At 56.0% G+C, this 25763-nt stretch carries 24 protein-coding genes and 1 pseudogene; 11 read left to right on the forward strand and 14 right to left on the reverse strand.

Annotation, left to right across the window (positions count from 1 at the left end):
* Together L1075_RS13770 and mobH are read right to left on the reverse strand one after the other, a co-directional pair.
* The coding region (locus L1075_RS13770; protein ID WP_246942366.1) for a phage integrase SAM-like domain-containing protein at positions 1-361 on the reverse strand (361 nt) is incomplete at its 3' end.
* Positions 354-2249: a MobH family relaxase gene (gene mobH / locus L1075_RS13775; RefSeq protein ID WP_281504214.1), complete on the reverse strand. Its 1896-nt coding sequence runs from the start codon at positions 2247-2249 to the stop codon at positions 354-356. The genes mobH and L1075_RS13770, both read right to left, overlap by 8 nt.
* A gap of 374 nt (positions 2250-2623) precedes the next feature.
* On the opposite strand from mobH, the gene relB reads away from it, so the two are divergent.
* Positions 2624-2740 carry a type II toxin-antitoxin system RelB family antitoxin gene (gene relB / locus L1075_RS15875; RefSeq protein WP_425531265.1) on the forward strand — a complete coding sequence of 39 codons (117 nt, stop codon included), beginning with the start codon at positions 2624-2626 and terminating at the stop codon, positions 2738-2740.
* Positions 2741-2756: 16 nt separating this feature from the next.
* Positions 2757-2918 (forward strand): annotated as a pseudogene (locus L1075_RS13785) (transposase); the annotation flags it as partial.
* A 25-nt stretch (positions 2919-2943) separates the two neighbouring features.
* Here L1075_RS13785 and L1075_RS13790 read toward each other — a convergent pair.
* The 12 genes from L1075_RS13790 to L1075_RS13845 all read right to left on the reverse strand — a co-directional run bounded on the left by L1075_RS13790 (position 2944) and on the right by L1075_RS13845 (position 17945).
* Positions 2944-4521 carry an aldehyde dehydrogenase (NADP(+)) gene (locus L1075_RS13790; RefSeq protein WP_246942372.1) on the reverse strand — a complete coding sequence of 526 codons (1578 nt, stop codon included), beginning with the start codon at positions 4519-4521 and terminating at the stop codon, positions 2944-2946.
* A 238-nt stretch (positions 4522-4759) separates the two neighbouring features.
* Entirely contained in the window at positions 4760-5563 is an 804-nt protein-coding gene (locus L1075_RS13795; RefSeq protein WP_246942374.1) for an NAD-dependent epimerase/dehydratase family protein, read from the reverse strand.
* Positions 5564-5621: 58 nt separating this feature from the next.
* Positions 5622-6947 (reverse strand): enolase C-terminal domain-like protein, encoded by a 1326-nt coding sequence (locus L1075_RS13800; RefSeq protein ID WP_246942377.1) that lies wholly within the window; start codon positions 6945-6947, stop codon positions 5622-5624.
* A gap of 46 nt (positions 6948-6993) precedes the next feature.
* Positions 6994-7911: a 5-dehydro-4-deoxyglucarate dehydratase gene (gene kdgD / locus L1075_RS13805; protein WP_246942379.1), complete on the reverse strand. Its 918-nt coding sequence runs from the start codon at positions 7909-7911 to the stop codon at positions 6994-6996.
* A gap of 115 nt (positions 7912-8026) precedes the next feature.
* Complete coding sequence (locus L1075_RS13810) at positions 8027-8899, reverse strand: amidohydrolase family protein (protein WP_246942380.1); 873 nt, start codon at positions 8897-8899, stop codon at positions 8027-8029.
* Between the two features lie 159 nt (positions 8900-9058).
* Positions 9059-10552: a carbohydrate porin gene (locus tag L1075_RS13815; protein ID WP_246942383.1), complete on the reverse strand. Its 1494-nt coding sequence runs from the start codon at positions 10550-10552 to the stop codon at positions 9059-9061.
* A gap of 375 nt (positions 10553-10927) precedes the next feature.
* Positions 10928-11296, reverse strand: coding sequence for a tautomerase family protein (locus tag L1075_RS13820; protein ID WP_246942385.1), 369 nt, complete (start codon positions 11294-11296; stop codon positions 10928-10930).
* 65 nt (positions 11297-11361) lie between these two features.
* Positions 11362-12864 carry a CoA-acylating methylmalonate-semialdehyde dehydrogenase gene (locus L1075_RS13825; RefSeq protein WP_246942387.1) on the reverse strand — a complete coding sequence of 501 codons (1503 nt, stop codon included), beginning with the start codon at positions 12862-12864 and terminating at the stop codon, positions 11362-11364.
* A 22-nt stretch (positions 12865-12886) separates the two neighbouring features.
* The gene (gene iolE / locus L1075_RS13830) at positions 12887-13786 is read right to left on the reverse strand and encodes a myo-inosose-2 dehydratase (RefSeq protein ID WP_246942389.1); all 900 of its coding nucleotides are present in this window, start codon (positions 13784-13786) and stop codon (positions 12887-12889) included.
* Between the two features lie 52 nt (positions 13787-13838).
* Positions 13839-15689, reverse strand: coding sequence for a 3D-(3,5/4)-trihydroxycyclohexane-1,2-dione acylhydrolase (decyclizing) (iolD, locus tag L1075_RS13835; RefSeq protein ID WP_246942391.1), 1851 nt, complete (start codon positions 15687-15689; stop codon positions 13839-13841).
* Positions 15686-17638, reverse strand: coding sequence for a bifunctional 5-dehydro-2-deoxygluconokinase/5-dehydro-2-deoxyphosphogluconate aldolase (locus L1075_RS13840; RefSeq protein ID WP_246942393.1), 1953 nt, complete (start codon positions 17636-17638; stop codon positions 15686-15688). Before L1075_RS13840 ends, iolD begins: the two co-directional genes overlap by 4 nt.
* Positions 17639-17669: 31 nt before the next feature.
* Positions 17670-17945, reverse strand: coding sequence for a hypothetical protein (locus tag L1075_RS13845; RefSeq protein ID WP_246942395.1), 276 nt, complete (start codon positions 17943-17945; stop codon positions 17670-17672).
* Between the two features lie 119 nt (positions 17946-18064).
* Here L1075_RS13845 and L1075_RS13850 point away from each other — a divergent pair, with 119 nt between their 5' ends.
* The 9 genes from L1075_RS13850 to L1075_RS13885 all read left to right on the forward strand — a co-directional run bounded on the left by L1075_RS13850 (position 18065) and on the right by L1075_RS13885 (position 25762).
* Positions 18065-18934 carry a MurR/RpiR family transcriptional regulator gene (locus L1075_RS13850; protein WP_246942397.1) on the forward strand — a complete coding sequence of 290 codons (870 nt, stop codon included), beginning with the start codon at positions 18065-18067 and terminating at the stop codon, positions 18932-18934.
* A gap of 25 nt (positions 18935-18959) precedes the next feature.
* Positions 18960-19955: an inositol 2-dehydrogenase gene (iolG, locus tag L1075_RS13855; RefSeq protein WP_246942398.1), complete on the forward strand. Its 996-nt coding sequence runs from the start codon at positions 18960-18962 to the stop codon at positions 19953-19955.
* A 30-nt stretch (positions 19956-19985) separates the two neighbouring features.
* Complete coding sequence (iolB, locus tag L1075_RS13860) at positions 19986-20786, forward strand: 5-deoxy-glucuronate isomerase (protein WP_246942400.1); 801 nt, start codon at positions 19986-19988, stop codon at positions 20784-20786.
* A 577-nt stretch (positions 20787-21363) separates the two neighbouring features.
* Complete coding sequence (locus tag L1075_RS13865) at positions 21364-21678, forward strand: transposase family protein (protein ID WP_246942402.1); 315 nt, start codon at positions 21364-21366, stop codon at positions 21676-21678.
* Positions 21679-21690: 12 nt separating this feature from the next.
* On the forward strand, positions 21691-22365 hold the full coding sequence (locus tag L1075_RS13870) for a transposase (protein ID WP_343311248.1): 675 nt from the start codon (positions 21691-21693) through the stop codon (positions 22363-22365).
* Positions 22343-22540 (forward strand): transposase, encoded by a 198-nt coding sequence (locus L1075_RS15765; protein ID WP_281504219.1) that lies wholly within the window; start codon positions 22343-22345, stop codon positions 22538-22540. Before L1075_RS13870 ends, L1075_RS15765 begins: the two co-directional genes overlap by 23 nt.
* A gap of 77 nt (positions 22541-22617) precedes the next feature.
* Positions 22618-23765 (forward strand): IS3 family transposase gene (locus tag L1075_RS13875; protein ID WP_246942404.1). Its coding sequence is split into 2 segments (ribosomal slippage): positions 22618-22870 and positions 22870-23765, totalling 1149 coding nucleotides; the frame shifts between segments, so codons are not numbered across the junction.
* 444 nt (positions 23766-24209) lie between these two features.
* On the forward strand, positions 24210-25181 hold the full coding sequence (locus L1075_RS13880) for a TRAP transporter substrate-binding protein (protein ID WP_246942406.1): 972 nt from the start codon (positions 24210-24212) through the stop codon (positions 25179-25181).
* Positions 25182-25270: 89 nt separating this feature from the next.
* Positions 25271-25762, forward strand: coding sequence for a TRAP transporter small permease (locus L1075_RS13885; protein ID WP_246942408.1), 492 nt, complete (start codon positions 25271-25273; stop codon positions 25760-25762).
* Position 25763 lies beyond the last annotated feature (1 nt).

Raw genomic sequence — 25763 nt, forward strand, 5'->3', positions numbered from 1 at the left:
TCTGCAGCGGCTGCAGGGATTTCTTCGGCGCTTTCGGCTGCTTGACCGAGACCTCCAGGAACGGATTGTGGGAGCAGGCAATCAGCTGATGCTTGATGCCGAAGTTGTAGAGCGCCTTGAGGTGGCGGACGTAGTTATTCCAGCTCGCCTCGGTAATGCCGTCGGGTCGCGCCGGCGTGCGGATGATCGACGTGCGCCATTCGATAACCATGGGCCGCGTGACCATGCTGGGGTAGGCCTCGTGGCCCAGGTAACGGCGAAACAGGCGAACGACGGCGGTATAAGTGCTGACGCTCTTGGGACGCAAATGCTTGTCGGCGGCGTAGCGGCTCACCAGTTCCAGAAACGACACATCATACATGGGACTCTTCCCCTTCTGCGGGGGTGGTCGCGAGCGTCAACACCCAGTTGTCGGGCGGCAGCGTGCGACTCACCTGGTACGGATCCTTGATCAGGTACCCCATCAGCGTTCGGGTCTTGTTCGGTCCTTGGACGGTCACCTTGTGGATATTCTGTCCCCGGGTTCTGACATGGCGTCCCAGCTTCTGGAAGCGCTGCTGGACCGTCTTCCACTGCGCCTCGTCGTTCAGGATTTCCTTGCTGAAGCGCTTGAAGATGCCGGGGCTGACCAGAAACCAGGTGCCGTTCACCGTATGCACCGGCGCCTTCGTGTCGTTGATGACCAGGGCATGATTCGCCAGCCCCGTCGTCAGCCACTGCCAGAACCGCTCGCCCAGGTCCGCAGCAGCGTCGGGCGGTTGGGCCGCCTCCACTTGAGAGAGTTCTGTTTTAGCAGACCCTGAGAGGCAGCTCCTGTCGGCAATCTCGGAAAGTTTTGTCTCCGTAGGCTGACTGTCGCTTGCACAGCTGCTGGATAAGTCCTGGGCCTCGGTGGCCGGAAATAGCGCCAGGATCTCGTCGTCCAGAGCCGTTTCCGGATCAGACTGGGGTGCGTCTGGCGTGGGTGGCGTTTCAGGGTTGGAAGCGCTGGGCGGCTCGGCCTGGGCAGGCGACGGCGCTTCTGCGGTGGGCGGCGCCTCACTAGCTCCGCTCCGGGTTGGCAAGTCCTCGGGGGCAGGTGGTGTCCGAGGCAGGTCTGGCTGTTCGGCTTCCCGATCGTCAGCCGCGCCCGCCCCCTGCACCCTCAGAGTGCCGCGGAACGCCGGCGGCCTGTCCTCCACGCCCCAGATCAGCGTCGTCGAGATCTTGATCATGCTGAAGATCTGCTGCCAGTCGCCATCGACAATCTCGCATTGCCAGACGGCCTTGCCTTCGCTGACTTCCTCGATTAACCCATGGGCCTGCAGCTCGCCGTAGAGGCGGTTCAGGTCGGCGGGGATACTTTTGATGCCTTGCGCGTAGAGGTGGGCCTTGAGTTCGTTGACCGCCCGCGGCGAGACCAGCCAGAGGGCGTCTCCGGTGAGCCACCCCACTCCGCCCTTCTGGTTCAACTTGAACTGTTCCCTGACCAGATAACATAGGCCCTCGGCCAGCTTGCGCTGAAGGGATTCGACCGGCGCAGCAAGCGCCTGGACCGGATCGCCCCCCAGTGCCTTGGCGACACTGGCACGATCCGCCTGGTGAACCAGCTCGGCGATAATACCGCCGCGCTCGGTGTGGCCGCTGATCGTGTACATCAGCAGTGCAAAGAGCCTGGGCTGGCTCATCAACCAATCAAGGACCCTGGCACCCAGAACCTGCTGAGCCAGCAACGGATTAACGGCACTGTGCAGATGGTAATCCCGGCCGGCCCGGTAGCGCATGCGGTAGGGCCCCGGAATTGTTCCATGCCATAGGCGCCACTCACGGCCATCTTCGAGATGGATCTCGATATCGACCAGCACCTTGGCGACGTCGTGCATGAGGGCGCCGTAGGTGATGGCCACACTCCACAGCTCACCGGCCGAGCTTTGGTCCTCGGGCTTAGCGCCCGGTGGCAAAAGGTGGCGCTGCCGGAGGCGTAGCCCATAGCAGGCCATCTCGAGCGCATGGTCGAGCATGCCGCCGGGATAGGCATGGTGATGCGACTCGGAGGCCGGCAGCAGCTGAACGAGCTCGGCGTAGCGCTGGATGGGTGCCAGCAGGTAGTCGTCGAAGACGAGCCGCGTCAGGGAGGTTGTGTCCCAGAGCAGCTTGAGCATGGCCTGGCGGCGTGGGGTCGCGAGCAGCTCTGCACCGGACCGAGGGCGGTGGAACCCTTCACCAGCCGGTGAGATAATTCGGGGTCGTGAAAAAAGACGTGCAAGCATGGATAAGCTCTGTCACCAGGATTCTGGCTTTGTGACAGAGCCGGCTCTCAATGCTAAGAAAGAATGTTAAGCCGGTTTGAGAGGCATTCCAGTCGATACTGAAACCAACGACTGGCCGCACAGCTGAGCTACGTAGTGCATGCGGATTGTAGTGCTTGCCGAGGAAGGCACAGTTGAGGCATGTCTACAAGCGCTCCACTGTATGGCGAAGAGTAGGGAAAAGCGTATGCTATACACGTATAGCAACCCTAGCGGAGGGCCCATCATGCTGGCCATACGACTCCCCACCGACATCGAGGCCCGCCTCGAGGCCTTGGCCAAAGCCACCGGGCGCACCTAAAACCTTTTATGCCCGCGAGGCAATCCTCGAGCACCTGGATGACCTCGAGGATATTTACCTGGCCGAGCAGGCCCTAGAGCAGGTACGCCGCGGCGAAATGACTACCCATAGCCTGGATGACCTGGAGCGTGAGCTTGGCCTGGCAGATTGAGCTCACGGATGATCGGCTGAATACCAGTGTGCTTGAGGGCATAAATAACCGCATCAAGATCATCAAGCGCATGGCCTATGGATACCGCGACACGGCGTACTTCTTCTTAAAATCCGTACCGCGTATCCCGGCAAAGTGCGATGAACCCCAAAAAGGGCAGCCTTTAGCCATCACCTGAGAGTAAAGCCTCTTCTTTCGCTTAGTTACGCTTCGCGCTTGCCGTCTACCAATCGGGTAATGCCCAGTGAGTTGCTCTCCTTGAGCGCCTCGGGCAGCAGTCTCTCCGGCAGCGCCTGGTAGCACACCGGACGCAGGAAGCGGAAGATCGCTGCACTACCCACCGAGGTGGTGCGGCTGTCGGAAGTCGCCGGGTACGGCCCGCCGTGCACCATGGCGTGGCATACCTCGACCCCGGTCGGCCAGCCGTTGACCAGCACGCGACCCGCCTTGCGCTCCAGCGTCGGCAGCAGCGCCCGCGCCGCGTCGAGATCGGCATCGTCCATCTGCAGCGTGACGGTGAGCTGGCCTTCCAGGTGCTCGGCGACCTGCTTCACTTCCGCCGTGTCGCGGCACTCGATGACCAGCGAGGAGGACCCGAACACCTCTTCCTGCAGTGTCTCTTCGGCGAGGAAATCGGCCGCCGAGGTCACGAACAGCGCCGACTGGCACTGGTTGGGCGTCTCGCCCACCTGGCCACGCGCCACTTCGCGCACCTTGTCGTGCCCGGAGAGCCGGCCCACGCCCTGCTGGTAGGCATCATAGATGCCTGGGGTGAGCATGGTCTGCGAGGCGCTGCCCTTGAGCACCTCGCCGGCCTTGGCGACGAAGGCGTCCAGCGCCTCGCTCTTCTCGGCGATCACCAGCCCCGGGTTGGTGCAGAACTGTCCGGCGCCCATGTTGAGCGAGGCCACGAAGCCCTCGGCCATCGCCTCGCCACGCGCCTTGAGTGCCACCGGCAGCGGGAACACCGGGTTGATCGAGCTCATCTCGGCGTAGACCGGGATCGGCTCCTTGCGCTGCTGGGCGATCTTCATCAGGGCGGTCCCGCCACTGCGCGAGCCGGTGAAGCCCACCGCCTTGATGCGGTAATCGGCGACCAGTGCCGCGCCGACTTCCCGGCCGGAGCCGAACAGCACGGAGAACACGCCGTCCGGCAGGCCGCACTGGGCCACCGCCTTCTGTACGGCGCGACCGACCAGCTCGGACGTGCCGGGGTGGGCGGAGTGGGCCTTGACGATCACCGGGCAACCCGCAGCGAGTGCCGAGGCGGTATCGCCCCCGGCCACGGAGAAGGCCAGCGGGAAATTGCTGGCGCCGAACACGGCCACCGGCCCCAGCGCGATGTGGCGCTGACGCAGGTCGGCGCGCGGCATCGGCTGGCGGTCGGGCATGGCCGGATCGATACGCACGTCGAGCCATTCGCCGGCGCGCACCACGTTGGCGAACAGGCGCAGCTGGCCGCAGGTACGGCCACGCTCGCCTTCGATACGCGCCTGGGGCAGGCCGGTCTCGGCCACGGCGCGCTGGATCAGCGCATCGCCGATGGCCTCGATCTCGCTGGCCACGGTATCGAGGAACACCGCGCGCTCCTCGAGCGAGGTCTCGCGGTAGGTATCGAAAGCGTCCCAGGCGAGTTGGCAGGCCTTCTCTACCTCGGCGGCGCTGCCGCCGGCGTAGGCCGGGTCGAGCTGCTCCCCGGTAGCCGGGTTGACGGCGTGAATGGCGCTGCTGCTGCCGACGACAGCCTGTTGGCCAATGAGTAATTTTCCTTCCAGTGTCATTCTTCCTCCGAGGTATCGCGCGTCATGAATGAATTATCTATGGAAAAAATTAGCGTTACTAACTGAACGGGCATTAGCAAAGGCAACCCCAACTTGTACGACACCTGCTGGAAATTCAGCTGTCCAACGTTACCCAGCGCTACGGGTTTGCCATCCATGACTTTAGCCTACTACCATTTTAATAAGGATAATTACCCAGCAGTATTGTTTTACGCACTGTGTAACTAAACCCCATTATCTAATTAATATCGTCAGGATGAGAAAAAGTGACAAATTTCCCACCCTGATAAATAACAGCCGGGCTGGCAGGATTAATTTGTTCTTTGCGGGCCTCTATTTCAGCACGCCATGGCTCCGAACTATCTTCCGGCACCCAACCTAAAAATGATGATTTACTATTATCCCACCAGCTCTCAGTGTTATTCGACGCCCCATAAATTACAGTACAGGCGAGCTTGGGGGCAGAAAATGCACGCCTGAGCAAACTTACAAAGTCCTCAACACTTAACCAAGTTGCCAGCATACGAGCATCAGCAGGCTCAGAAAAACAAGAGCCGACCCGTACACATAAGGTTTCGACATTGAACTTATTGTAGTAAAGGCTCGCCAAGTCTTCTCCAAAGCATTTTGATACGCCATAGAGAGAGTCGGGCCGGCGCGGTGCATCAGTATCTATTCTTTCCGTTCGCGGATAGTAACCAATCGTATGGTTTGAGCTCGCAAATACGACACGAGGGTTTCTAAAAGCCCGCACTGCCTCGTAAAGATTATAAGTTCCTATAATATTTGCTTGCAATATATCCATCCAGGGTTTTTCTACCGAAACTCCCCCCAAATGTACGATACCATCGCAATCCGCTACCAGATTCTTAACACCATCAGCATCCGTAAGATCGCATCTAACCAATTCCTCGTGGCCATTTGCAACGCCTAGGTCGGCAATATCTGTTAGACGAACTTGATGAGCCAGCTTTGAAAGGTGGGGACGTATGGCTTTGCCAACACCTCCAGCCGCACCCGTTACCAATAGACGTTTAAGCATAAATCTAAAATTCCTTCAAGGGTAACTTTCGCTGCAACCTATTAGTTCCAGCAAGGCGTTAGCGCAATAGAGCCGGCCTTTTGGAATCAAATATCCAACCAGGATGTAAGTACTGCATCGCCATGGCGTCATTACGTTGCGTGACGTTAAGGCCCCTGTAAAGCGCATGGGCAGCATCAAGCTGCTGCATGTCCAGCTCAATGCCAAGACCGGGCGTATCAGGCACACGCAGCTTGCCGTCGCGGATCTTGAATGGCTCCTTGGTGATGCGCTGACCATCCTGCCAGATCCAGTGCGTATCGATAGCGGTAATTTTGCCAGGGCAGGCCGCAGCCACGTGAGTCATCATGGCCAGCGAAACATCGAAATGGTTATTGCTGTGCGAACCCCAGGTCATGCCCCACTCGTTGCATAGCTCACCAACCGCAACGGCCCCTTGCATGGTCCAGAAATGACAGTCGGCCAGAGGAATATCCACGGCGTTGAGCTGCACCGCGTACTGCAGTTGCTTGAAATCGGTAGCAATCATATTGGTTGCTGTGGGCAGACCAGTACGTTTCTTGAACTCAGCCATGATCTCGCGGCCCGAGTAGCTCTCCTCTTGGCCACAGGGATCCTCGGCATAGCTCAGCAGGTCGCGGATTGGTGTCAGAACGCGTACTGCCTCGTCCAGCTTCCAGGCGCCGTTGGGGTCGAGGGTCAGCCGCGCCTCGGGGAACACCTCATGCAAAGCCCGGACACAGTCGGCTTCTTCTTCACCACTCAGCACGCCCCCCTTGAGCTTGAAGTCCCTGAAGCCGTAGCGTTCATAGGCCGCCTTGGCCAGGTTGGCGACGGCCTCGGGAGTCAGGGCTTCGCGACAGCGCACCTCGTCCCAGGCATCGCAAGGGTTCTCAGCCTTGGGATATGGCAGGTCGGTTTTGTCCGGGTCACCAAGCAGAAACAAGTAGCCGAGCGCCTCGACCTCGTTACGCTGGCGACCGTACTGCCCTAGTAGGTCTGCCACCGGCATGTTCATGGCCTGGCCAAACAGGTCGAATAACGCCGACTCGATGGCTGTCAGCACATGCACCCCGACACGCAAGTCGAAGGTCTGGCGACCACGCTCTTCGCGGCCGTTGCCGGCCAACAGCAAGCGGCAGCGGTTGAGGATACCCTTGACCTCGTTGACAGCCGCGCCCTCCACCTGAGAACGGCACTGCTCCAAGCCCTTGAGGATGCCTTCGCTGGAGGGAATCTCTCCAACGCCCTGATTACCTGCGTTGTCTTCCAAGATCACCACACAACGCACGAACCAGGGGGCATGGCCACCGCTCAGGTTGAGCAGGAAACTGTCGTAGCCAGCAACCGGTACCACACGCATACTTTTGACGGTTGGAAACATAACCCACCTAAATATAAATATTTTTATCCTTGAGGATTATACTGCGCTAGTAAGTCTGTCCTCGGGCGATAATCGCCTTGAGCTGTTCCACCTCGTGCTTGCTGGGCATTTCGAGAGGTGCCCTGACCGAGCCCGCTGGACGCCCGATCAGCTCGGCACCTGCCTTGATCAGACTGACTGCATAGCCTTTCTTGTTGTCACGTAGGTTGACGAAGGGAATGAAGAACTCGTTGGTAATCTTCTTGATAGTGGCCGAATCGCCACGACGCAGCGCCTTGTAAAATGTGACCGCCATCTCCGGCACGAAGTTGAATACAGCTGAGGAGTAGGTATTAACACCAATCGACAGGTAGGCTTCGGCGAAAATTTCCGCGGTCGGTACACCGCCAACATAAACCAGGCGTTCACCAACGGTCTTAATGATCTTGTTGAGCAGTTGAATGTCGCCCTTGCCATCCTTCAGACCGACCAGGTTGGGGCAGGCATCGGCGAGCTTCTGCACCGCGTCGGCCTCGAGCACGCCATTTCCGCGGTTGTAATAAATGACACTGATGTCAGTGGCATCGCAGATCTGGCGGGCATACTTCACCAGGCCATCCTGTGGGCACTCGGTCAGGTACGGCGGCATAAGCAGGATACCGTCGGCGCCAGCTTCCTCGGCAGCCTTGGCAAAGGCCTTGCCACTACCCACGCTCAACCCGGCGCTGGCAATGACCGGTAGCTTGCCACCAACCGTCTTGACGGCCAGCGAAACGACCTCACGGAACTCGTCCAGCGTCAGGTTGAAGAACTCACCGGTACCACCGGCCACGAACACGGCGGAAATCTCATGGCTAATGAACCATTCGAGGCGCTGACGGTAGCTTTCAGGATCGAAGCTGCCGTTAGCGTTGAAGTCGGTGATGGGAAACGAAAGCAGACCATCTCCAACCGCTTTCATGACCTCTTGTTTGCTAAATTTCATAAATAACCCTTTGAATTAGGTTTAAAATTTGAAAGTAAGTTTATTTGTAATAAACCATACAAATAAAGGCTTGGTTCCAAGCAACTTCTTGGCAGGCCAAGCATGAGCAATAAGGCTATTTCATAAATCCGTACAGCTGTGCCGGATTATCGACGAGAATCTTTTTCTGTATTTCAGGTTCGGCCCAGTGCAGCAGTACGTCGAGCAGCTCAGCATCGTTGGGGTATTGCTCACGCGGCACACCCACATGCGGCCAGTTGCTGCCCCACAGAATACGCTCGGGGGCATGCGCGATGACCCGCTTAGCGATGGCACCGATGTCCTCGTATCGCGGCCCGCCGGTGACGCTGGCCTCGTAGCCTGCACAGATCTTGAACCAAGCATTGCCCTTGTCGAGCAGGCGCAAGATCTCGTCGACCCGGGTATCGTTAGCTGGGACTGGGTCCATGAACTTGCCGATATGATCGATGATGTATTCGCCTTCGATCTTGTGCAGTTCATCCAAATAATCGCCCAACTGACGACCATTGAACTGAACCATAAGGTGCCAGCCCATTGGCCGAATGACCTTTTCGACCTCCAACATACGATCGATTTTCACGGCTCCGCCCGGTAACTGCATGATGCGCGCCCCGCGTACCCCCCGCGCGTGCCAACCTTCGAGTTCATGTAGCGACGTGTCCGGTGTGACGACGGCGACGCCGCGTGCCGATTGCGTGCCGAAAGTATCAAGCGCCTGCAGTAGGGCACTATTGTCGAACTGGTAAGCGTTTGGCTGTGTGACGACTACCCGATCTAGGGACAATCGCCGCTGCACCTGACGGTAATCCTCCACAGTGGCGAGTTCGGGAATTGGTGGCCATCCTCCGGGCTGCTCTCCGAAGCCGGGAGGGTAAATATGGATATGGCAATCAGTGGCTCCAGGAGGTGTCCTCAATACCGGTTCCGGTCCATCGAGAGGGCGCGTATTGGCGGGAATATCTGACATGCTTTAGCCTCATTCACAGCTCAAACAATAGCGTTTATTCATGTCCAGACCGGAGCCGTTGAAAATAGTGATATACCATTCTTGGGCTGGCTGAACAGAATTTTTCGAAAAATTCGGCCTATGCGCAGCATAGACCGGATAGCATTTATTTGGACATAGTCAGAACCATGTTTCTGCCTGAACCCCAAAACTCAGCTCACCACCTACGAAGTTTTCAGAACCGAACGAGTCAGAATCTGAATAATCGTTAAGCTCTTCATCCCAATCGGCATATGTGGCGAAAACTCGGATTTCTGGACGCTCCCAGAAGCCCCCAACGTTAGGTTTAAATGTCGGAGCGATTGTAAACTTCATGTAACTCCCGCTAGCCTCATTTTGACCTTCATAGCCGTTAGGATCTAAATCCATATACTGGTAGCTTGCCTCGTATTGCATCTCGAAGCTCTGACTTATTTCATGGGCTAAACGGGCGTTGAACGTTGCCCACTTATAATCATCTCCATTGACATATCGATCATCACTCGTTTGGGCCATAATTGCTGGGGCAATACGCCAATTTGGAGAAAGATAAGTTGTCCCATACATAGCAAGCTTGGTCGTTTTAGCCCCATCCAAAAGCTCACCATCAGCGCCAATCCGCCTTACTTCGGCACCTAAATCCTGTCCATGCAGCAGTGCTGCTTTAAAGCTTCCCTCTCTAAGCCCAAAAAAACTATCACCATGGTAGGCCAACATACCATGATATCCATTTTCAGCGGCTGAGTAGCCACCATCAGTCATACGCTCGTCGTTGTCTGCAGCTGAGATTGCGCTAGCCATTATCTCCCAATTCCCAAAGAAATTATTGGATGTGAAAATAAGGCTATCAGTTTCGCCGCTAACTGGATCCTCGTTCTCTGGAGATGCAACAGGATAATCACTAAAGGACCTACCATAAACAGAAAAGCTAGTTTTCCATTCATCGGTAAGCGCTACATCGTATATACCCCCACCTGTACCGCCCAGGAAGTATACATCAGTATCTAACCAATGAATGTCAAACATATCACGGTCAAGGCGCTTCCCTGCCCAAATAGAGGCATTTTCAAAGGCTCCAGTGAAGCTTGGTAGGTTGCCGAATTGCAGGTAAGCTTGGCGGACATGAAGTTGAGTTTCTGATGAAGACCAATCGTTATAAGTATTAACTGAATCAGCCAAGGCCACTCTAAACTGTGAAGTAGCCCCATTCTCAAATGTATTATAATGATCAAGCTTTACGTGGATATACGTATCAGGCTCATTGCCTAAACGTCCCACCGCACCGCCGAGGGGACCAGCAGGTGTAACATTGGGACCAGCATCTTGGCTTTTACCGTCATCGCCAATAAGCAACCCTGAGCGCAAGTAGCCACTAAAAATAAAACCATCTTTTCCTTCTTTGGGACTCTCTAGCTTGCTGAGCCTATTGTTATAATCAACAGCAAATTTTTCTCTGAGCTCAGCGGCTTCATTCTCTGCCTCTTGAGCACGATTTTCGGCCTCCTCTACGCGGCTTTCTAGCTGAAAAAGGCGCTCTTCAACTGTTAGATCTTGTGCAAAAGAGCTACTGCTTGTAATCACCCCCGTAGCAAAGATGGCTGTGCAAAGAGGCGTGCTAAAGTATGGCTTGTTCATTTTGTTTCCTATTTTCGCAAACAAGTTGAGCTCAAGACTTATCGAAAAACAAAGTCAAGAACACTCTGGATGGTTTTTCATATAGCCAAGTTTATAGAAATTACCCCCCCCCTCCACATCTGCCAAGTTTTAAGCAGAATAACTCAGCCTCATGGTGCCTCTTAAATCAATTGAGGCATTTCCAAGGCAAGCACGACTAGCGGAATGCGCTGTTTTTTACGCACGACTTTCTATCAAGTGCTACTTGATAGTATGCCTATCCTTCGTCACTACATAACCGATCGCGCACTTATCGACCCATAACACCAAGATAATAACGCACAGCACAGTCACGAAGCTCAATAATGACCTTGTGTATATTATTTATTTTCATAGCTAAGTTTTAAGAAACTGTGCTTCGCCATCGCCGAATGACCAATCTGCATCAGTATTTTCGTTAATTACTATCATTACATTCGCGGATTTGATATCGGCACGTCTTGCCAAGTCACCAACAACACGCCGATAAAATGCTTGCTTAGCCTGGTTGCCACGTCCGGCACGCATGGTCAGCTGTAATATTACCGCATCCTCGTTCCTACTTTGGAGTTCAATTTGTTCTGCAGGGAGCGCCTGGATTAACTGATAGCGATCGTCTGGCGGAAAGTCCAATGTATCGATCACCGCCGCATTGACGATATCGGCGACCTTCTTACGCCACAACGCCGGGCGATGTTCTGGGAGGGAAATGGTCACAAGCGGCATGGTATCACCTCTATACTTATACAATTATTGGCACACTAATTCCTAGTGTGCCGTGCTACGATAAGTTAATGTGTTGGCATGGTGAAATGATTGGTTTCTTCCCGAATACCGCTCGGCCAACGCTGCGTTATCGTCTTCATCCGCGTGTAGAAGCGCACCCCATCGCTGCCGTGCATGTGCAGCGGGCCGAACAGTGAGCGTTTCCAGCCACCGAAGCTGTGGAAGGCCATGGGTACCGGGATCGGCACGTTGACGCCGACCATGCCCACCTGGATCTGCTCGCAGAACTGGCGAGCCGCATCGCCGTCGCGAGTGAAGATTGCCGTGCCGTTGCCGAACTCGTGAGCGTTGATCATCGACACGGCCTCGTCGAAGCTGCCTGCGCGGGCGATGGCCAGCACCGGCCCGAAGATCTCCTCGGAATGGATGCGCATGCCCGGCTTGACATGGTCGAACAGCGTACCGCCGATGAAATAGCCGTTGCCGGCTTCCTCGATGACCGTCTCGCGGCCATCGACGACCAGCTCGGCGCCTTCCTCGACACCGGTGGCGATATAGTCCTTGACCTTTTCCAGATGCTGGCAGGTGACCAGCGGGCCCATGTCGTTGTCCGGTCCGTCGACCAGCCCGGGGCCGACGCGCAGGGTGTCGAGCTTGGCGATCAGCTTGTCACGCAGGCGGCTGGCAGTTTCCTCGCCGACCGGCACGGCCACCGAGATCGCCATGCAGCGTTCGCCCGCCGAACCGTAGGCCGCACCCATCAGGGCGTCCACGGCCTGGTCGAGGTCGCCATCGGGCATGAGCACCATGTGGTTCTTGGCGCCGCCCAGGGCCTGGACGCGCTTGCCATGGCTGGAGGCGGTGGCATAGATGTATTCGGCGATCGGCGTGGACCCGACGAAGCTGACCGCCTGCACCCGTTCGTCGGTGAGCAGCACGTCGACGGCTTCCTTGTCGCCGTTGATCACGTTGAACACGCCATCGGGCAGGCCTGCCTCGCTGAGCAGTTCGGCCAGGCGCAGCGGTGTGGACGGATCCTTTTCCGAGGGCTTCATGACGAAGGTATTGCCGCAGGCCAACGCGATGGGGAACATCCACATCGGCACCATTGCCGGGAAGTTGAACGGCGAAATGCCGGCGCACACGCCCAACGGCTGCATCATCGAGAAGCTGTCGACGCCGGTGCCGACGTTCATGGAGTGCTCGCCCTTCTGCAGGTGCGGAATGCCGCAGGCGAACTCGACGACTTCTAGGCCGCGAGTCAGCTCGCCCTTGGCATCGGAGAACACCTTGCCGTGCTCGCTGGAGATCAGGCGGGCGATCTCGTCGGCGTGCTGTTCGACCAGCGCCTTGAACTTGAACAGGATGCGCGCGCGCTTGAGGGCGGACGTCTTCGACCACGTGGCGAAGGCCTGGTCGGCGCTGGCAATGGCCTCGCGGGTCTCGTCGGCGGAAGCCAGGGCAACCCGGGCGCTCTGCTCGCCGGTGGCGGGGTTGTAGACCGGAGCGAAGCGTTCGCTGCGACCGGTTACGGTCGTGCCGCTGAGGTAGTGGTGGATCTGATTCATGGGTATGCCTTTTGACTTGTGGTTACTTCTCGACGGTGAAGCCCGCCTGCTCGGCCAGCGAACGCAGGTTGTCATGTCCCATACGTGCGTAGGTCAGCGGATGGGCGACCTGTGGGTCCTGTTCGGCCTCGACGACCAGCCAGCCTTCATAGCCCGCTTCGCTGAGATGCCGGAGTGTCGGTAGAAACTCGACGTTACCGTCGCCGGGTACGGTAAACAGGCCGTCGAGCACGCCATTGAGAAAGCTCTTGTCGCGATTGCGTACGTCCTCGAGCACCGGGAAGCGGATGTCCTTGCAGTGCACATGCTTGATGCGCGAGGTGTAGCGCTTGGCGATAGCCAGCGGGTCGCCGCCGGCACCCACCAAATGGCCCAGGTCGAGGAGCAGGCCCACCGAGTCGCGGGTGTTGTCCATCAGTCGTTCCACATCGGCCTGGCTTTCCACCACCGTGCCGAGGTGATGGTGATAGGCCATGTGCACGCCCTGTTCCTTGAGGTAGTCGGCGACGATTTCGAGCCCCTCGGTGAGGCGCTGCCATTCGGCATCGCTGAGGTGCGGTCGCTGCGACAGCGGGTGTGACTGGTTGCCGTGCACGCAGTGGGTCACCTCGCAGAACACCATGACCTTGGCGCCGCATTCCTTGAGCAGCGTCAGATGGTCCTTGACCGCCTCGATCTCCTCCTCGGGGCTGCGCTCCAGCAATTGGCTGGAGTACCAGCCGGAGACCAGCGACAGGTCATGGTCGCCGAGGACCTTCGACAGGGCCTCGGGGGTGCGCGGAAACTTGTGGCCTAGCTCGAAGCCGCTGAAACCGGCCTCGCGTCCCTCGGACAGGCAGACCTCGAGTGGTGTTTCACCTCCCAGGCTGGGCAGGTCGTCGTTGGTCCAGGTGAGGGGATTGATACCCAGTCTTACGCTCATGGCGAACTCCCGAAAAAAGGTGTTGTTGATGATTCGTTCGTTGAGAGAGCCGTTACATGTTCTGCCACTGGCGGGCCTTGTAGGATTCGTAGCGACGGCGCGCCTCCTCGACGTCGGAACGCTCGGAGACCTCGGCCACCGCCACGTCCCACCAGGTGCCGCCCTCGCCGGTACCTACCAGCGGGTCGGTGTCCAGGCTGATGACATAGCTGACCTGTGACGCCTTGGCGCGCTCGAGAGCCGCTTCCAGTTCCTGGATATTGGCGACGTGTTCAGAGCGGGCGCCGAGGGCTGCAGCGTAGGCGGCGAAATCGGTCTTTGGCGCACCTTCCTCGACGCTCAGGCAATCATCGAGCAGGTTGTTGAAGCCAGGACCGCCACAAGCCTGCTGCAGACGATGGATGCAGCCGTAGCCACGGTTATCGAGGACCACGGCGATGATCTTGTGGCCCAGCATCACCGAGGTGGCGATCTCCGAGTTGAGCATCAGGTAGGAACCGTCGCCGACCATCACGAACACTTCCGAGTCGGGCTTGGCCATCTTGGTGCCCAGGCCACCGGCCAGTTCGTAGCCCATGCACGAATAGCCATACTCCATGTGATAACCGCGTGCATAGCGGGTACGCCACAGCTTCTGCAACTCGCCGGGCAGCCCGCCCGCGGCGCATACCACGATGTCGCGTTCGCCGGCGGCGCGGTTGACGGCGCCCACCACCTCGGCATCGGTGGGGAGGTCGGTGCCGCGGTCGGTGGTGGCAATGTCGACGGCCTTGTTCCACTCGCTGCGCAGCTTGGCGGCACGTTCGATCCACTCGCCGTCGGGCTGCCAGCCGGCCAGGCCGTCGGTCAGTTCGGGCAGGGTCAGGCGCGCGTCGCCGACCAACGGCTGGGCCTTGTGCTTGATGGCATCGAACGAGGCGACGTTGAGGCACAGCAGCTTTGCCTCGGGGTTGATCATCGCCCGCGAGCCGGAGGCGAAATCGCCCAGGCGGGTCCCCACAGCGATGATCAGGTCGGCCTCGGCGGCCAAGGTGTTGGTGGATGACGCCCCTGTGACGCCGATGGCGCCCATGTTCTGCTCATGATCCCACGGCAGTGCGCCCTTGCCGGCCTGGGTCTCGCTCACCGGCAGATGATAGGCGGACACCAGCGCATCGAGCGCCTCGCGGGCTCCCGAGTAGTGTACGCCGCCACCGGCGATAACCAGTGGCTTGCTGGCCTGCTTGATCAGCTCGAGGGCGCGGGCCAGTTCGTCACGGTCGGCTGACTGACGGCGCAGTCGATGGATCTTCTCATTGAAGAAGTGTACCGGGTAATCAAACGCCATGGTCTGCACGTCCTGCGGCATGGCCAGGGTGACCGGACCGCATTCGACAGGGTCGGTCAGAACACGGATCGCCTGGGGCAGCGAGGTGAGTAGCTGCTCGGGGCGGGTGATGCGATCGAAGAAACGGCTGACCGGTTTGAAGCAGTCGTTGGTGGTCAGCGTATGATCATGGAAGTTCTCGATCTGTTGCAGGACCGGGTCCGGCAGGCGCGTGGCGAAGGTATCCCCGGGCAGAAATAGCACCGGCAGCCGGTTGACGTGCGCTACCGCAGCGGCAGTCACCATGTTGGTCGAGCCGGGACCGGCGGAGGCGGTGCAGGCCATCATCTGGCAACGGTCGAGCGTCTTGGTATAGGCGATAGCGGCATGCGCCATGCCCTGCTCGTTATGGGCGCGGTAGGTCGGCAATTGGTCGCGGGCGTGATAGAGCGCCTCGCCCAGCCCGGCAACGTTGCCGTGGCCGAAGATCGCCCAGCAACCCGCAAACAGTGGCTTGATCTCGCCGTCGATGTCGACTTTCTGGGCCGTCAGGTAGCGGATGACGGCCTGTGCCATGGTCAGACGAACGGTATTCATGACAGGACTTCCTCTGCATTGGGCTGGGTGGAACGCAGCCGCTGCCACTCCTGGATCAGCTCGGCATAGTTGCTGGCGACCCTATCGATGAGCTGATTGTCGTCGAGGGTGCCGGCCAGCCAGTCGCGGCTGGGCGCGGCGAACAGGGTGCGACCCACGGTGAATCCCTTGCACTGGCCATGGCGTGCGGCGGCGGCGAAGCCGCGCTTCATGTCCTCCATGGGGGCGTCCAATCCCAGCAACACCACACCTCGACAATGCGGGTCCTGTTCGTCAATGGCTTGGCTCACCGCCTGCCAGCCCTCATCGGTAAGCGTCGGCAGCTTCCACCAGTCGGGGCGGATGCCCAGGTTGTAGAGCCGCGTCAGCGAACGGGCCAAGGTCTGGTCGTCCACTTCGGCCTGGTTGGGCGGAATCACCTCGATCAGCAGCTCCAGGTGGTTGGCGCAGGCGGCCTGGTAAAGCTGGCGCAGGCGGGCTTCCTGCTCGAGGCGCAGGACCAGCGGGTCGTCCGGGTGATAGAACACCAGACACTTGATGATGTGCTCGGCCGGCCAATGGCGGAATTCGCTGCCCAAGTCATCGCCGTGCTGAAAGCGCAGCGGACGCGAGCTGGGCAGCTCGACCGGACGGCCTATCCACCAATGCTTGCCGGTGGCATCGTTGAGCGCGTCCTGACCGAACACGTCATCGACCAGGATGGCCGGGCTTTCCAGGCCGGTCCGCCGTGCGCCTTCCTCGGCGGCTTTCACCAGCAACTGCTTGAGCTGGGGAATACGGGCCGGGTCGGCCTTGACCTCGCGGGCCATGTCGGTGAGCTGGCAGCGATGGTCGAAGGCCAGTCCGCATACCTGTGGCCATTCGACGGGCACGCGGGTAGTGACCCGGTGCAGATGGTTGAGCCGCTCGTCCCGGTCGGGACGTTTCACCGAGGCGCGGCGGCCCAGGTAGTCGAACAGTTCTTCCTCGGTGGGCATGGCCGGCGCACAGCCGTGGCGCGATACGACCAGCGCACCGCAGGCGTTGGCGTAGGCAGCGCTGGTGGCCCAAGCCTCGCCGCGCAGCCAGCCACGCAGCAGGCCGCTCATGAAGGCATCGCCGGCGCCCAGCACGTTGAGTACCTCGACCTTGACGCCCTCGACCAGAATGCCGTCCTCGATGCGATCGGGAATCGTGCCCTCGAATACTACGCAACCCAGGGCGCCGAGCTTGCAGACCAGTGTGGCATCACTGATCTTGCGCACGTTGCGCAGTGCCTCGAGCGTATCGATGCTCCCGCCGGCAATATGGAATTCCTCTTCGGTGCCGACGATCAGGTCGAAGTCGCCCAACCAGCGCTGCAGGTGACGGGTCACCTGGTCATCGGCAATGAAGCGCGTCTCGCCATCGCCAGGGTTGGTAAGTCCCCAGAGCACCGGGCGGTAATCTATATCCAAGGCCCGCTTCACGCCATGTCGTGCCGCAGCGTCGAGCGCCTTGCGACAGGCTCTCTGGGTGGTTTCGGTGGACAGATGGGTGCCGGTGATGACCAAGGCCTGAGCACGGGCAATGAAGTCGGGATCGATGGCATCGGCATCGATGGCCATATCGGCGCAGTCGCGGCGGTAGAACAGCAGGGGAAAGCTGTCGCGGTCCTTTAGTGCCAGGAGCACCAGACCGGTGTATCGCTCCGGGTCGGTCTGCAGGGCACTCGTGTCGACGCCGGCGCGTTCGAGCTCCTCACGGACGAAGTTGCCCATCTGCTCATTGCCAACCCGGGACAGCATGGCCGACTTGAGGCCCAGTCTCGCGGTACCGTAGGCCATGTTGCCGGAGCTGCCGCCCAGGTACTTGGCGAAGCTAGAGACATCCTCCAGACGGCTGCCGATCTGTTCGGAATACAGGTCGACGGCGACCCTGCCCAGGCAAATCAGGTCAAGTGAGCCGGAGCCCTTAGTTATTTCGCGCATGAATATCTCCACGCCAACAGCGTTCTATCGCTTACCGGTCCCGGATACGACCGGTGAGCATCATGTCATTCCAGAATAAACTACCTAAACTGCACATTTTCTGTTCATCTCTCGTTGCCACTTCTAAGCGCGACGCCATAGACCAATCGCCTTTGAGAATGATATCAAGCTTAAAATCCATATAATTTCTAGTATTATCAATAGGTTGGTCTTTATCTTTTTTGTATACCATACGCTGATGAGAGCGAGTAACATGAACCAATGCATGGCTGGAATATAATTTCCAAATAGCCAAGAAATCAATCATTTCGTTCTATACTTTAGTATAGCTGGAATGATTGATCCGCAGCTGCTAGACTATATTTCATTCGCCTCTTTGGCTGCTGAAACAGATGTGCTGTAGCCCTGTACTGCTAAGGTTCTCAAATGAATCAAACACCTAACGACTTCGAAGAGCTAGAAAGACGTGTAACAGAAGACTATCCATCGCTGAGTCGTCGGTTGCAGCAGACAGCTAGGTTTGTTTTAGACAATCCGCAAGAAGTCGCTTTCTCGACGGTAGCAAAGCTTGCTGGTCAGGCGGGTGTTACGCCATCTACCTTAATTAGATTTTCGAATAGCTTCGGTTTCACAGGTTTTTCAGAAATGCAGAAGCTTTTTCGTGAGCGCCTTGTGAACGAACTGCCTAATTATGCTGAGCGCATCCGCGCTGTACGAAACGCCACAGGCTCAATGCCTAACAGCACCCAACTCCTATGGGAATTCTCTGAAGCGAATCGTGACATTCTTGAAGTACTACCTAGCCGGATTAACCCCGACAGCTTAGAACTAGCACTGGACATACTTGAAAATGCAGAGATAGTACATGTTTTAGGTGTGAGGAGAAGCTTTGTAGTAGCTAGCTACTTTTCCTATGCTATGCAGCATATAAACAAAAGAACTTTTTTAATAGACGGCCTAGGAGGAATGCACCTTGAGCAGGTACGGTCGGTTGGTAAGAATGATGCGCTTCTAGTCGTAAGCTACTCACCATATGCTCCTGAAGCGCAAGAGGCATCCGCCCATGCCAAGGAGTTGGGAATCCCTCTAATAGTCATGACGGACTCTAACCTTAGTCCTTTGGCTCGTTTAGCAGATGTAACGATAATTTTTCAAGAGGCCGAAGTTAAAAGCTTTCGTAGCTTAACGGCTTCATTGTGCCTGGCCCAGACTATTGCGATTTCTTTAGGCATAAGGAAAGATAATACAGATAATTATCAAAATAGACACCTCTCCTCGCCAAAGAAGCAAAGCTAACCTGAAGTTTTAAAAGGATATATTTATGAGAATTGCCTTAATTGGTGCTGGTCGCATTGGCAAAGTGCATGCCAAGGCCATTGCTTCTCACTCCGATGTAACCTTTGCAGCTGTTGCTGACCAACACCGCCCTACTGCCGTGGCGTTAGCTGACCAATATAATATCCGCACCCTCGAAACTGAAGAAGTTTTTGAGGATGAAACAGTCGACGCTATATTGATTGCTTCAAGCACTCCCACTCATGCCGATTACCTAGAGAAGGCGGCACGTGCAGGTAAGGCTGTTCTATGTGAAAAGCCGATTGCCCTCGATCTATCTCGTACCATAAAAGTCCTCGAGACCCTCAAATCCCACCCAGTCTTATGTTCGCTCGGCTTCAATCGGCGCCATGATCCGCAATTTGCAGCATTAAAGAAGGCCATCGATGAGGGACAAATCGGAAAAGTGGAAACTTTATCCATTATTAGTCGAGACCCTTCACCGCCCCCTGCAGAGTATGTCTCAGCGTCAGGCGGCCTGTTTCGAGACATGATGATCCATGATTTCGACATGGCACGCTGGTTACTGAACGAGCCAATTACCCATATCCAGGCAACTGGTAGCTGCCTAGTTGATCCTGCCATCGGCGAGGCCGGCGATATTGACACAGCCATGGTAACAATGACCACCGCCAGCGGCCGGCTCTGCCACATTAACAATTCACGCCGGGCCTGCTACGGCTACGATCAACGCGTCGAGGCTTTCGGTAGTGCGGGTATGTTGCAAGTCCAAAACGAGAGTAATACCCGGCTACGATTTACCGGTGAGGCAGGCCAAGTCGAGGAAAAGCCCAAGTGGTTCTTTCTTGAGCGCTATGAGATGGCCTACCGCAACGAGATTGATGACTTCGTACGAGCCTGGCGCAACGGAAACACCCCTCTTGCCGGGGCTTTGGATGGGCTAGAAGCATTGCGCCTGGCTGAGGCTGCAGAGCGCTCACTAAGTGATGGGTGCCGGATCGCCTTAAATGACGTCCATTGACGAAAACGGATAGGATTAAGGAAGAAACATATGACATCGCTTCTTGTTCATCCTCAACAGCCTAACGCTCATGGCATGGTACTCGAAGTAACCCCCGAATCGGCCGGCTGGAAGCATGTCGGTTTTCGAGTGCACAAACTCAAAAAAGGGGAAATTTTCGAAGCTCACACCGGGACGCAAGAGCATTGCCTAGTCCTTCTCACAGGCCGAGCCACTATTACCAGTGGAGAGCATCTTTGGAAAGATATCGGTGAACGCATGGATATCTTCGAGAAGACTCCTCCTTACTCCGTATATTTACCTAATGGAGTGCACTTCTCAGTGGAAGCTGAGACAGATATTGAGATTGCGGTATGCAGCGCGCCCGGTCATGGAAACCACGAAGCTCGTCTCATCGGGCCAGATAAAGTCAAGCGCGCTACGCGTGGCACCGGTAGCAATACCCGTCATATCCAAGATATTTTGCCAGAGACCGAGCCGGCCGATAGCTTGCTTGTTGTTGAAGTATTCACCCCACCCGGGAACTGGTCTAGTTATCCTCCACATAAGCATGACGTGGACAATTTGCCCGAGGAATCTATCCTTGAGGAGACCTACTATCATCGCGTTAACCCCTCCCAGGGTTTCGCCTTCCAGCGTGTCTACACAGACGATCGTTCGCTTGACGAAAGCATGACGGTAGGAAATGGTGACTGCGTAATGGTGCCGTGCGGCTATCACCCAGTTGGTGTGCCCCATGGTTATGAGCTTTACTACCTGAACGTTATGGCTGGACCAAAGAGAATATGGAAATTTAAAAATGATCCAGCACATTCATGGATTGTCGAATAACTAATTACTGTTCGCCCGTCTCTCTCCCCACTTTTAAGTGGGGCTTTTTTTAGGATCTGACTTGTCCTGATTAGGGTTGGCATGTCCCTTTTCCCATTTTGGGAGAACATAATGAACCAAATTATTAAGCATACCCAGAAGGATTACACCCTGGCCTTCATGGTGGCTGTGATGTATGAGGTGGAAAGGCAGTGAACTGACCTATAGGCAACATCAGGCCCGTTACGTTATCATGGTCAGTTCGGCAGTATTACAGTGGTTACGTCGCTATGGCCACCTGAACTGGCGTCCTGCCACGAACGTTCTGCCAAATATCCCGCCATGCCGTAATCGCCTCCCACTCCGGAACAACGTACCAAGAAACTTGAGGAGGAGCTGCGTCTGGCCGAGCAGAAGACCCAGTTTTTCGAAGCCGTCGTCGAGATGACGGAAAAACGATTAGGGGGTTCGGTAAAAAGGTTCTTCGCAGATCAGCGTGAAGCACGTAGATCTGAGGGATAAGCAGATAGAGAAGCGGCGTTAAATTCGAATAAGCTGATGTTCACCACAAACATCTGCTCACGGATACCGCCATTATATGAATGCTAACCCGCTCTGTCTGTTCTGGAAAGGCTTCACGCCAGCCCATCATGCGTTCCTCGACCTCCAGACCCTGTTCGTCCGCCTCGAGCCGGATCCCGGCGTGGTCCCGGTGTGCAGTGGCTGTGATCAGGCCTGCTTCCTGGTGTATGACATGCATCGCCGACGCGTCCGAGAGGCCCCGCTGCTGATCTATCGGGTCGAGTTGGAGGTGCCCGTTCGACGCCTGCGCTGCCCTACCTGCGGGCCGACACGTGAGCGGATCGATTGGCTGCCGGGCCGGTTTGGCGTGACCGACACGCTACGTCAGTAGGTAGAGCGCTTGGTGGACTTACTGCCAACCCGCCACGTAGCTGACCTCATCGGTCTGCACTGGCATACCGTGAAGACCATCGATAAGCAGCGCCTGCAGCGCAATCTGCCCGCTCCGGACACCACTCGACTGCGTCGGCTGATGGTGGATGAGTTTTCGCTGCACAAGTGGCAACTCTACGCCACGGTGGTCGCTTGTGCCGATACCCAGCAGGTCGTATGGGTCGGCGAGGGCCGCTCGCGGGCGTCGATCCGTCCGTTCCTCGAATGGTTAGGCGCAGCCCGAAAGCAGATCGAAGCCGTCGCCATGGACATGAACTCGGCCTTCGATCTCGAGGTAAAGGCCCAGTGTTTCAACGCGGCGGTGGTCTATGACCGCCTCCATGTCATGGCTAAATATGGGCGTGAGGTGATGGAGCGAGTGCGTGTTAACCAGGCCAATCAGCTACGCGACGACAAGGTGGCCTGCAAGGTTATCAAGGGCAGCCGCTGGCTGTTGCTGCGCAACGCCGACAACCTCAAGCCCGAACAGGCGGCCAAGCTGGAAGTACTGTTGGCAGCCAATGCGTCATTGAGCACCGCGTATCTGCTCAAGACCAGCTCAAGACACTATGATTTGCCGATAAGAGGCCACCGCACGCGGTGCCTGGCAGGAGTGGGCCGGCATGACACTCAGCAGTGGTATTGATGTCCTGGTGCACTTCGCCAGGAAGCTGGAGTCTTACCTGGAGGGAATCGTCTTCAGCGCTCAACATCGGCTGGACACCAGTGTACCTGAGAGCATGAACAACCGGATCAATGTCATCAAACGGATGGCCTATGGGTACCGCGACACGGCGTACTCCTTCCTTAAGATCCGGTGATCTTCTCCCCGAATCCTGGACAGGCATAACGAGAGATTCCGGCACACACTGTGAGAGTCTTCATAGGAGACTGTGCCGTGAAGAAATCCCGTTTCACCGAGGAGCAGATTGCTTTCGCCCTCAAGCAGGCCGAGCTGGGTACCCCGGTCGGAGAGGCGTGCCGCAAGATGGGCATCAGCGAGCCTACGTTTTACGCCTGGCGCAAGAAGTACGGCGGTCTCGGGCCATCGGAGCTACGCCGCCTGAAGCAGTTGGAGGACGAGAATCGAAAGCTCAAGCAGCTGGTTGCTGACCTCTCGCTGGACAAGGCGATGCTTCAGGATGTCCTATCAAAAAAGCTCTGAGCGCGTCGCGCAAGCGGCAACTGGCCGAGAGCCTGATCGAACAGTTCGGTGCCAGTACATGGCAGGCCTGTGGCGTCCTCGCCCTGGCGCGCTCGGTATTTTACTACCGCAGTCAGGCCCAGGATCAGCGACCGCTGATGCAGCGGATCCGCGAGATCACCGCCACCCGTGTACGTTACGGCTATCGACGCGTACATGAACTGCTCAAGCGCGAAGGCTGGGAGATCAACCACAAGCGTGTGTACCGGCTGTACCGCCAAGCTGGCCTTAGCCTGCGTCTCAAGCGGCCCAGGCGCCACCGGATGGCCGCCACTCGGCGCGAACGCGTTCTAGCCGCGGGGCTGGATCAGGTCTGGAGCAAGGACTTCGTCAGCGATGCGCTGTTCAACGGTAAGCGTCTGCGGGCCCTGACGCTGGTCGACGAGTTCAGTCGAGAATGTCTCGCCATCCATGTAGATGGCTCGATCGTTGCTGCGGACGTGGTCGAGGTCATGACTCGCTTGAACGAGACAGGGCGACAGCCTGCGCGAATCCGGGTCGACAACGGTCCGGGATTCATCTCACGCGTACTGGATTGTTGGGCCTATAAACAAGGCGTCACGCTGGACTTCAGTCGCCCGGGCAAGCCGACGGACAATGCCTTCGTCGAATCCTTCAACGGCAAGTTTCGAGCCGAATGCCTGAACACTCATTGGTTTCTGTCTCTGGACGATGCCCGGCAGAAAATCGAAACTTGGCGGCAGAACTACAATCAAGTCAGACCCCATTCTTCCTTAGGTTGGCTAACGCCTGAGGAGTTCGCTACAAGTCTCTGTCGAACGGAGACTTCTAGCGAAACACCGCCGGAATTTCTACTGATAGCCGGTCCTGATATGGGGTGAGGGTCACCTTGCGGGAAGGTTCCAATGCTCGGTAGCTGACGGCTAAGACAGCTACCAGAATTCCCTGGCCGGAACGAGGGTACGGGAGACTGGAGACCACATCTCACTAGGGCATCAAGACATAGACTAAATCTCGGCCATACGCCAGCTGAGCCGTCAATGCATGCCCCATTTGGAGGTTACTGCAGCGCCACCATGGAAGAGCAATGTCCAAACCATAGAGATGCGTTCGTACCGCATGCGTAACCCCTCAAGCATGGCATGCCTCTTTTGAACATTAGTTACTGATTAGTAAGTAAAAAATCTGGTTTATAGAATGTACGTTCCACTCGACCCTTAGCGGAAAGTTTAATTGTTCATTGGTGGAATATTGAATACATTTGCTATCGAAAGGTGGTAATGGAACGAATATTCTATAACGAACTGCTATTTGAGGAACCTTTTATGCGTAACATTAAGGCTCTTTCTGCATTATGCTTAGGCATGTTGGCTCCTATTGCGGCTGAAGCGTTGACGTTAAAAACTGCTGATAGCCACAGCGAGAACGATTCAACCGTAAAGGCGCTTAAGTTCATGTCTCAAGAGCTGGAAAAAAGCACTAACGGAGACATCAAATTAAAAATTTATCCTAACAGCACACTTGGCGATGGGATTCAGGTCTTGCAGCAAGTGCAACGTGGAAACGTTGATATAGCTAGGGTGTCTGCACTCAATTTAAGTGTATTTAACCCTGAACTAGGGTTGTTTTCCATGCCTTATCTTTTTGAAGACATGGACCACTTTGAGCGTTTTTTGGAAAGCGGCGCCGCTGAAAAGACCCTATCTTCAATAGAGGATGGTGGAAATTTTGTTGGCTTGAGCTATTTTACTAATGGATTCAGATCTTTCTATACGCAAAATCAGAGTATTTTGACGCCTGAGGATCTGGAAGGGCTTAAGATCCGTGTAATGTCGAACCCCGATAGTATAAAGATGGTCGAATTGCTAGGCGGCCAGCCAACTCCGATGTCCTTTTCAGAAGTATATGGCGCCTTAGAGCAGGGTGTTATTGACGGAGGAGAGACAGCCATAACGGGTCTGACAAACGGAGGTCTCGGGGAAGTAGCCAAAGCTTTTTCATTAGACGAGCATACGTTAATCCCCGACGTAGTGGTTGTAAGCAAAAAGACTTGGGATTCACTAGATCCTCAACAAAAGGAGTCTCTTGTTAAAGCTATGGAAAAAACCCAAGACTATCAACATAGTCTTTACTTAGAAGATGTTTCTGAATCTAAAAAAATAGCAGAAAAAGAAATGGGCGTTGAATTTCACGAAGTTGATAAACAAGCATTCAAAGAAAAGGCAGCACCTATGTATAAGGAACTAACAGATGCGCAACAAGGCATAGTTAAAGAAATTGAAAGCCTAGCTAAATAGTATTTGCTTTGCTACTGGCATGCGGGCTAAGTTCACGTTCCGAAATTTATCCCGCATGCGCATGCATGTGCTGACAAGTGGTGATACCAATGTTTAGCAACATTGCTAAATTAAAAAGATTTATAGAGTTTACATGTGGTGCTATAGCAGGGTTGCTTCTTGCATCAATGTCACTAATTGCTTTATGGCAAGTTTTTACCAGATATGCATTAAACTCGCCAAGCACATATACAGAAGAACTACTTAGGTATCTTATGGTATGGATGGCATTTCTCGGAGCTGCATATGGCATAGGTAAAGGAAATCATTTAGCATTGACGATACTAGAAGGAATGATTTCGCCTAGCAAGGCTTTAGCGTTAATGATTTTCCACAATATTTTAATAACGTTAGTCGTGCTATTCGTTATTGTATGGGGTGGATACCAGTTTGCTGCAAGCAACTTAATCATAAAATCATCCACTTTAGGATTACCGATGGGTTATATTTACAGCATCATCCCTATAGTAGGCTTGGTATCCCTAGTTCTAAACAACATTAACTTGGTTTTAATGATCAAGCAGAATAGCAGGAGTGAATGAA

This window comes from Chromohalobacter beijerinckii, from assembly GCF_023061185.1.
Lineage (GTDB): Bacteria > Pseudomonadota > Gammaproteobacteria > Pseudomonadales > Halomonadaceae > Chromohalobacter > Chromohalobacter beijerinckii.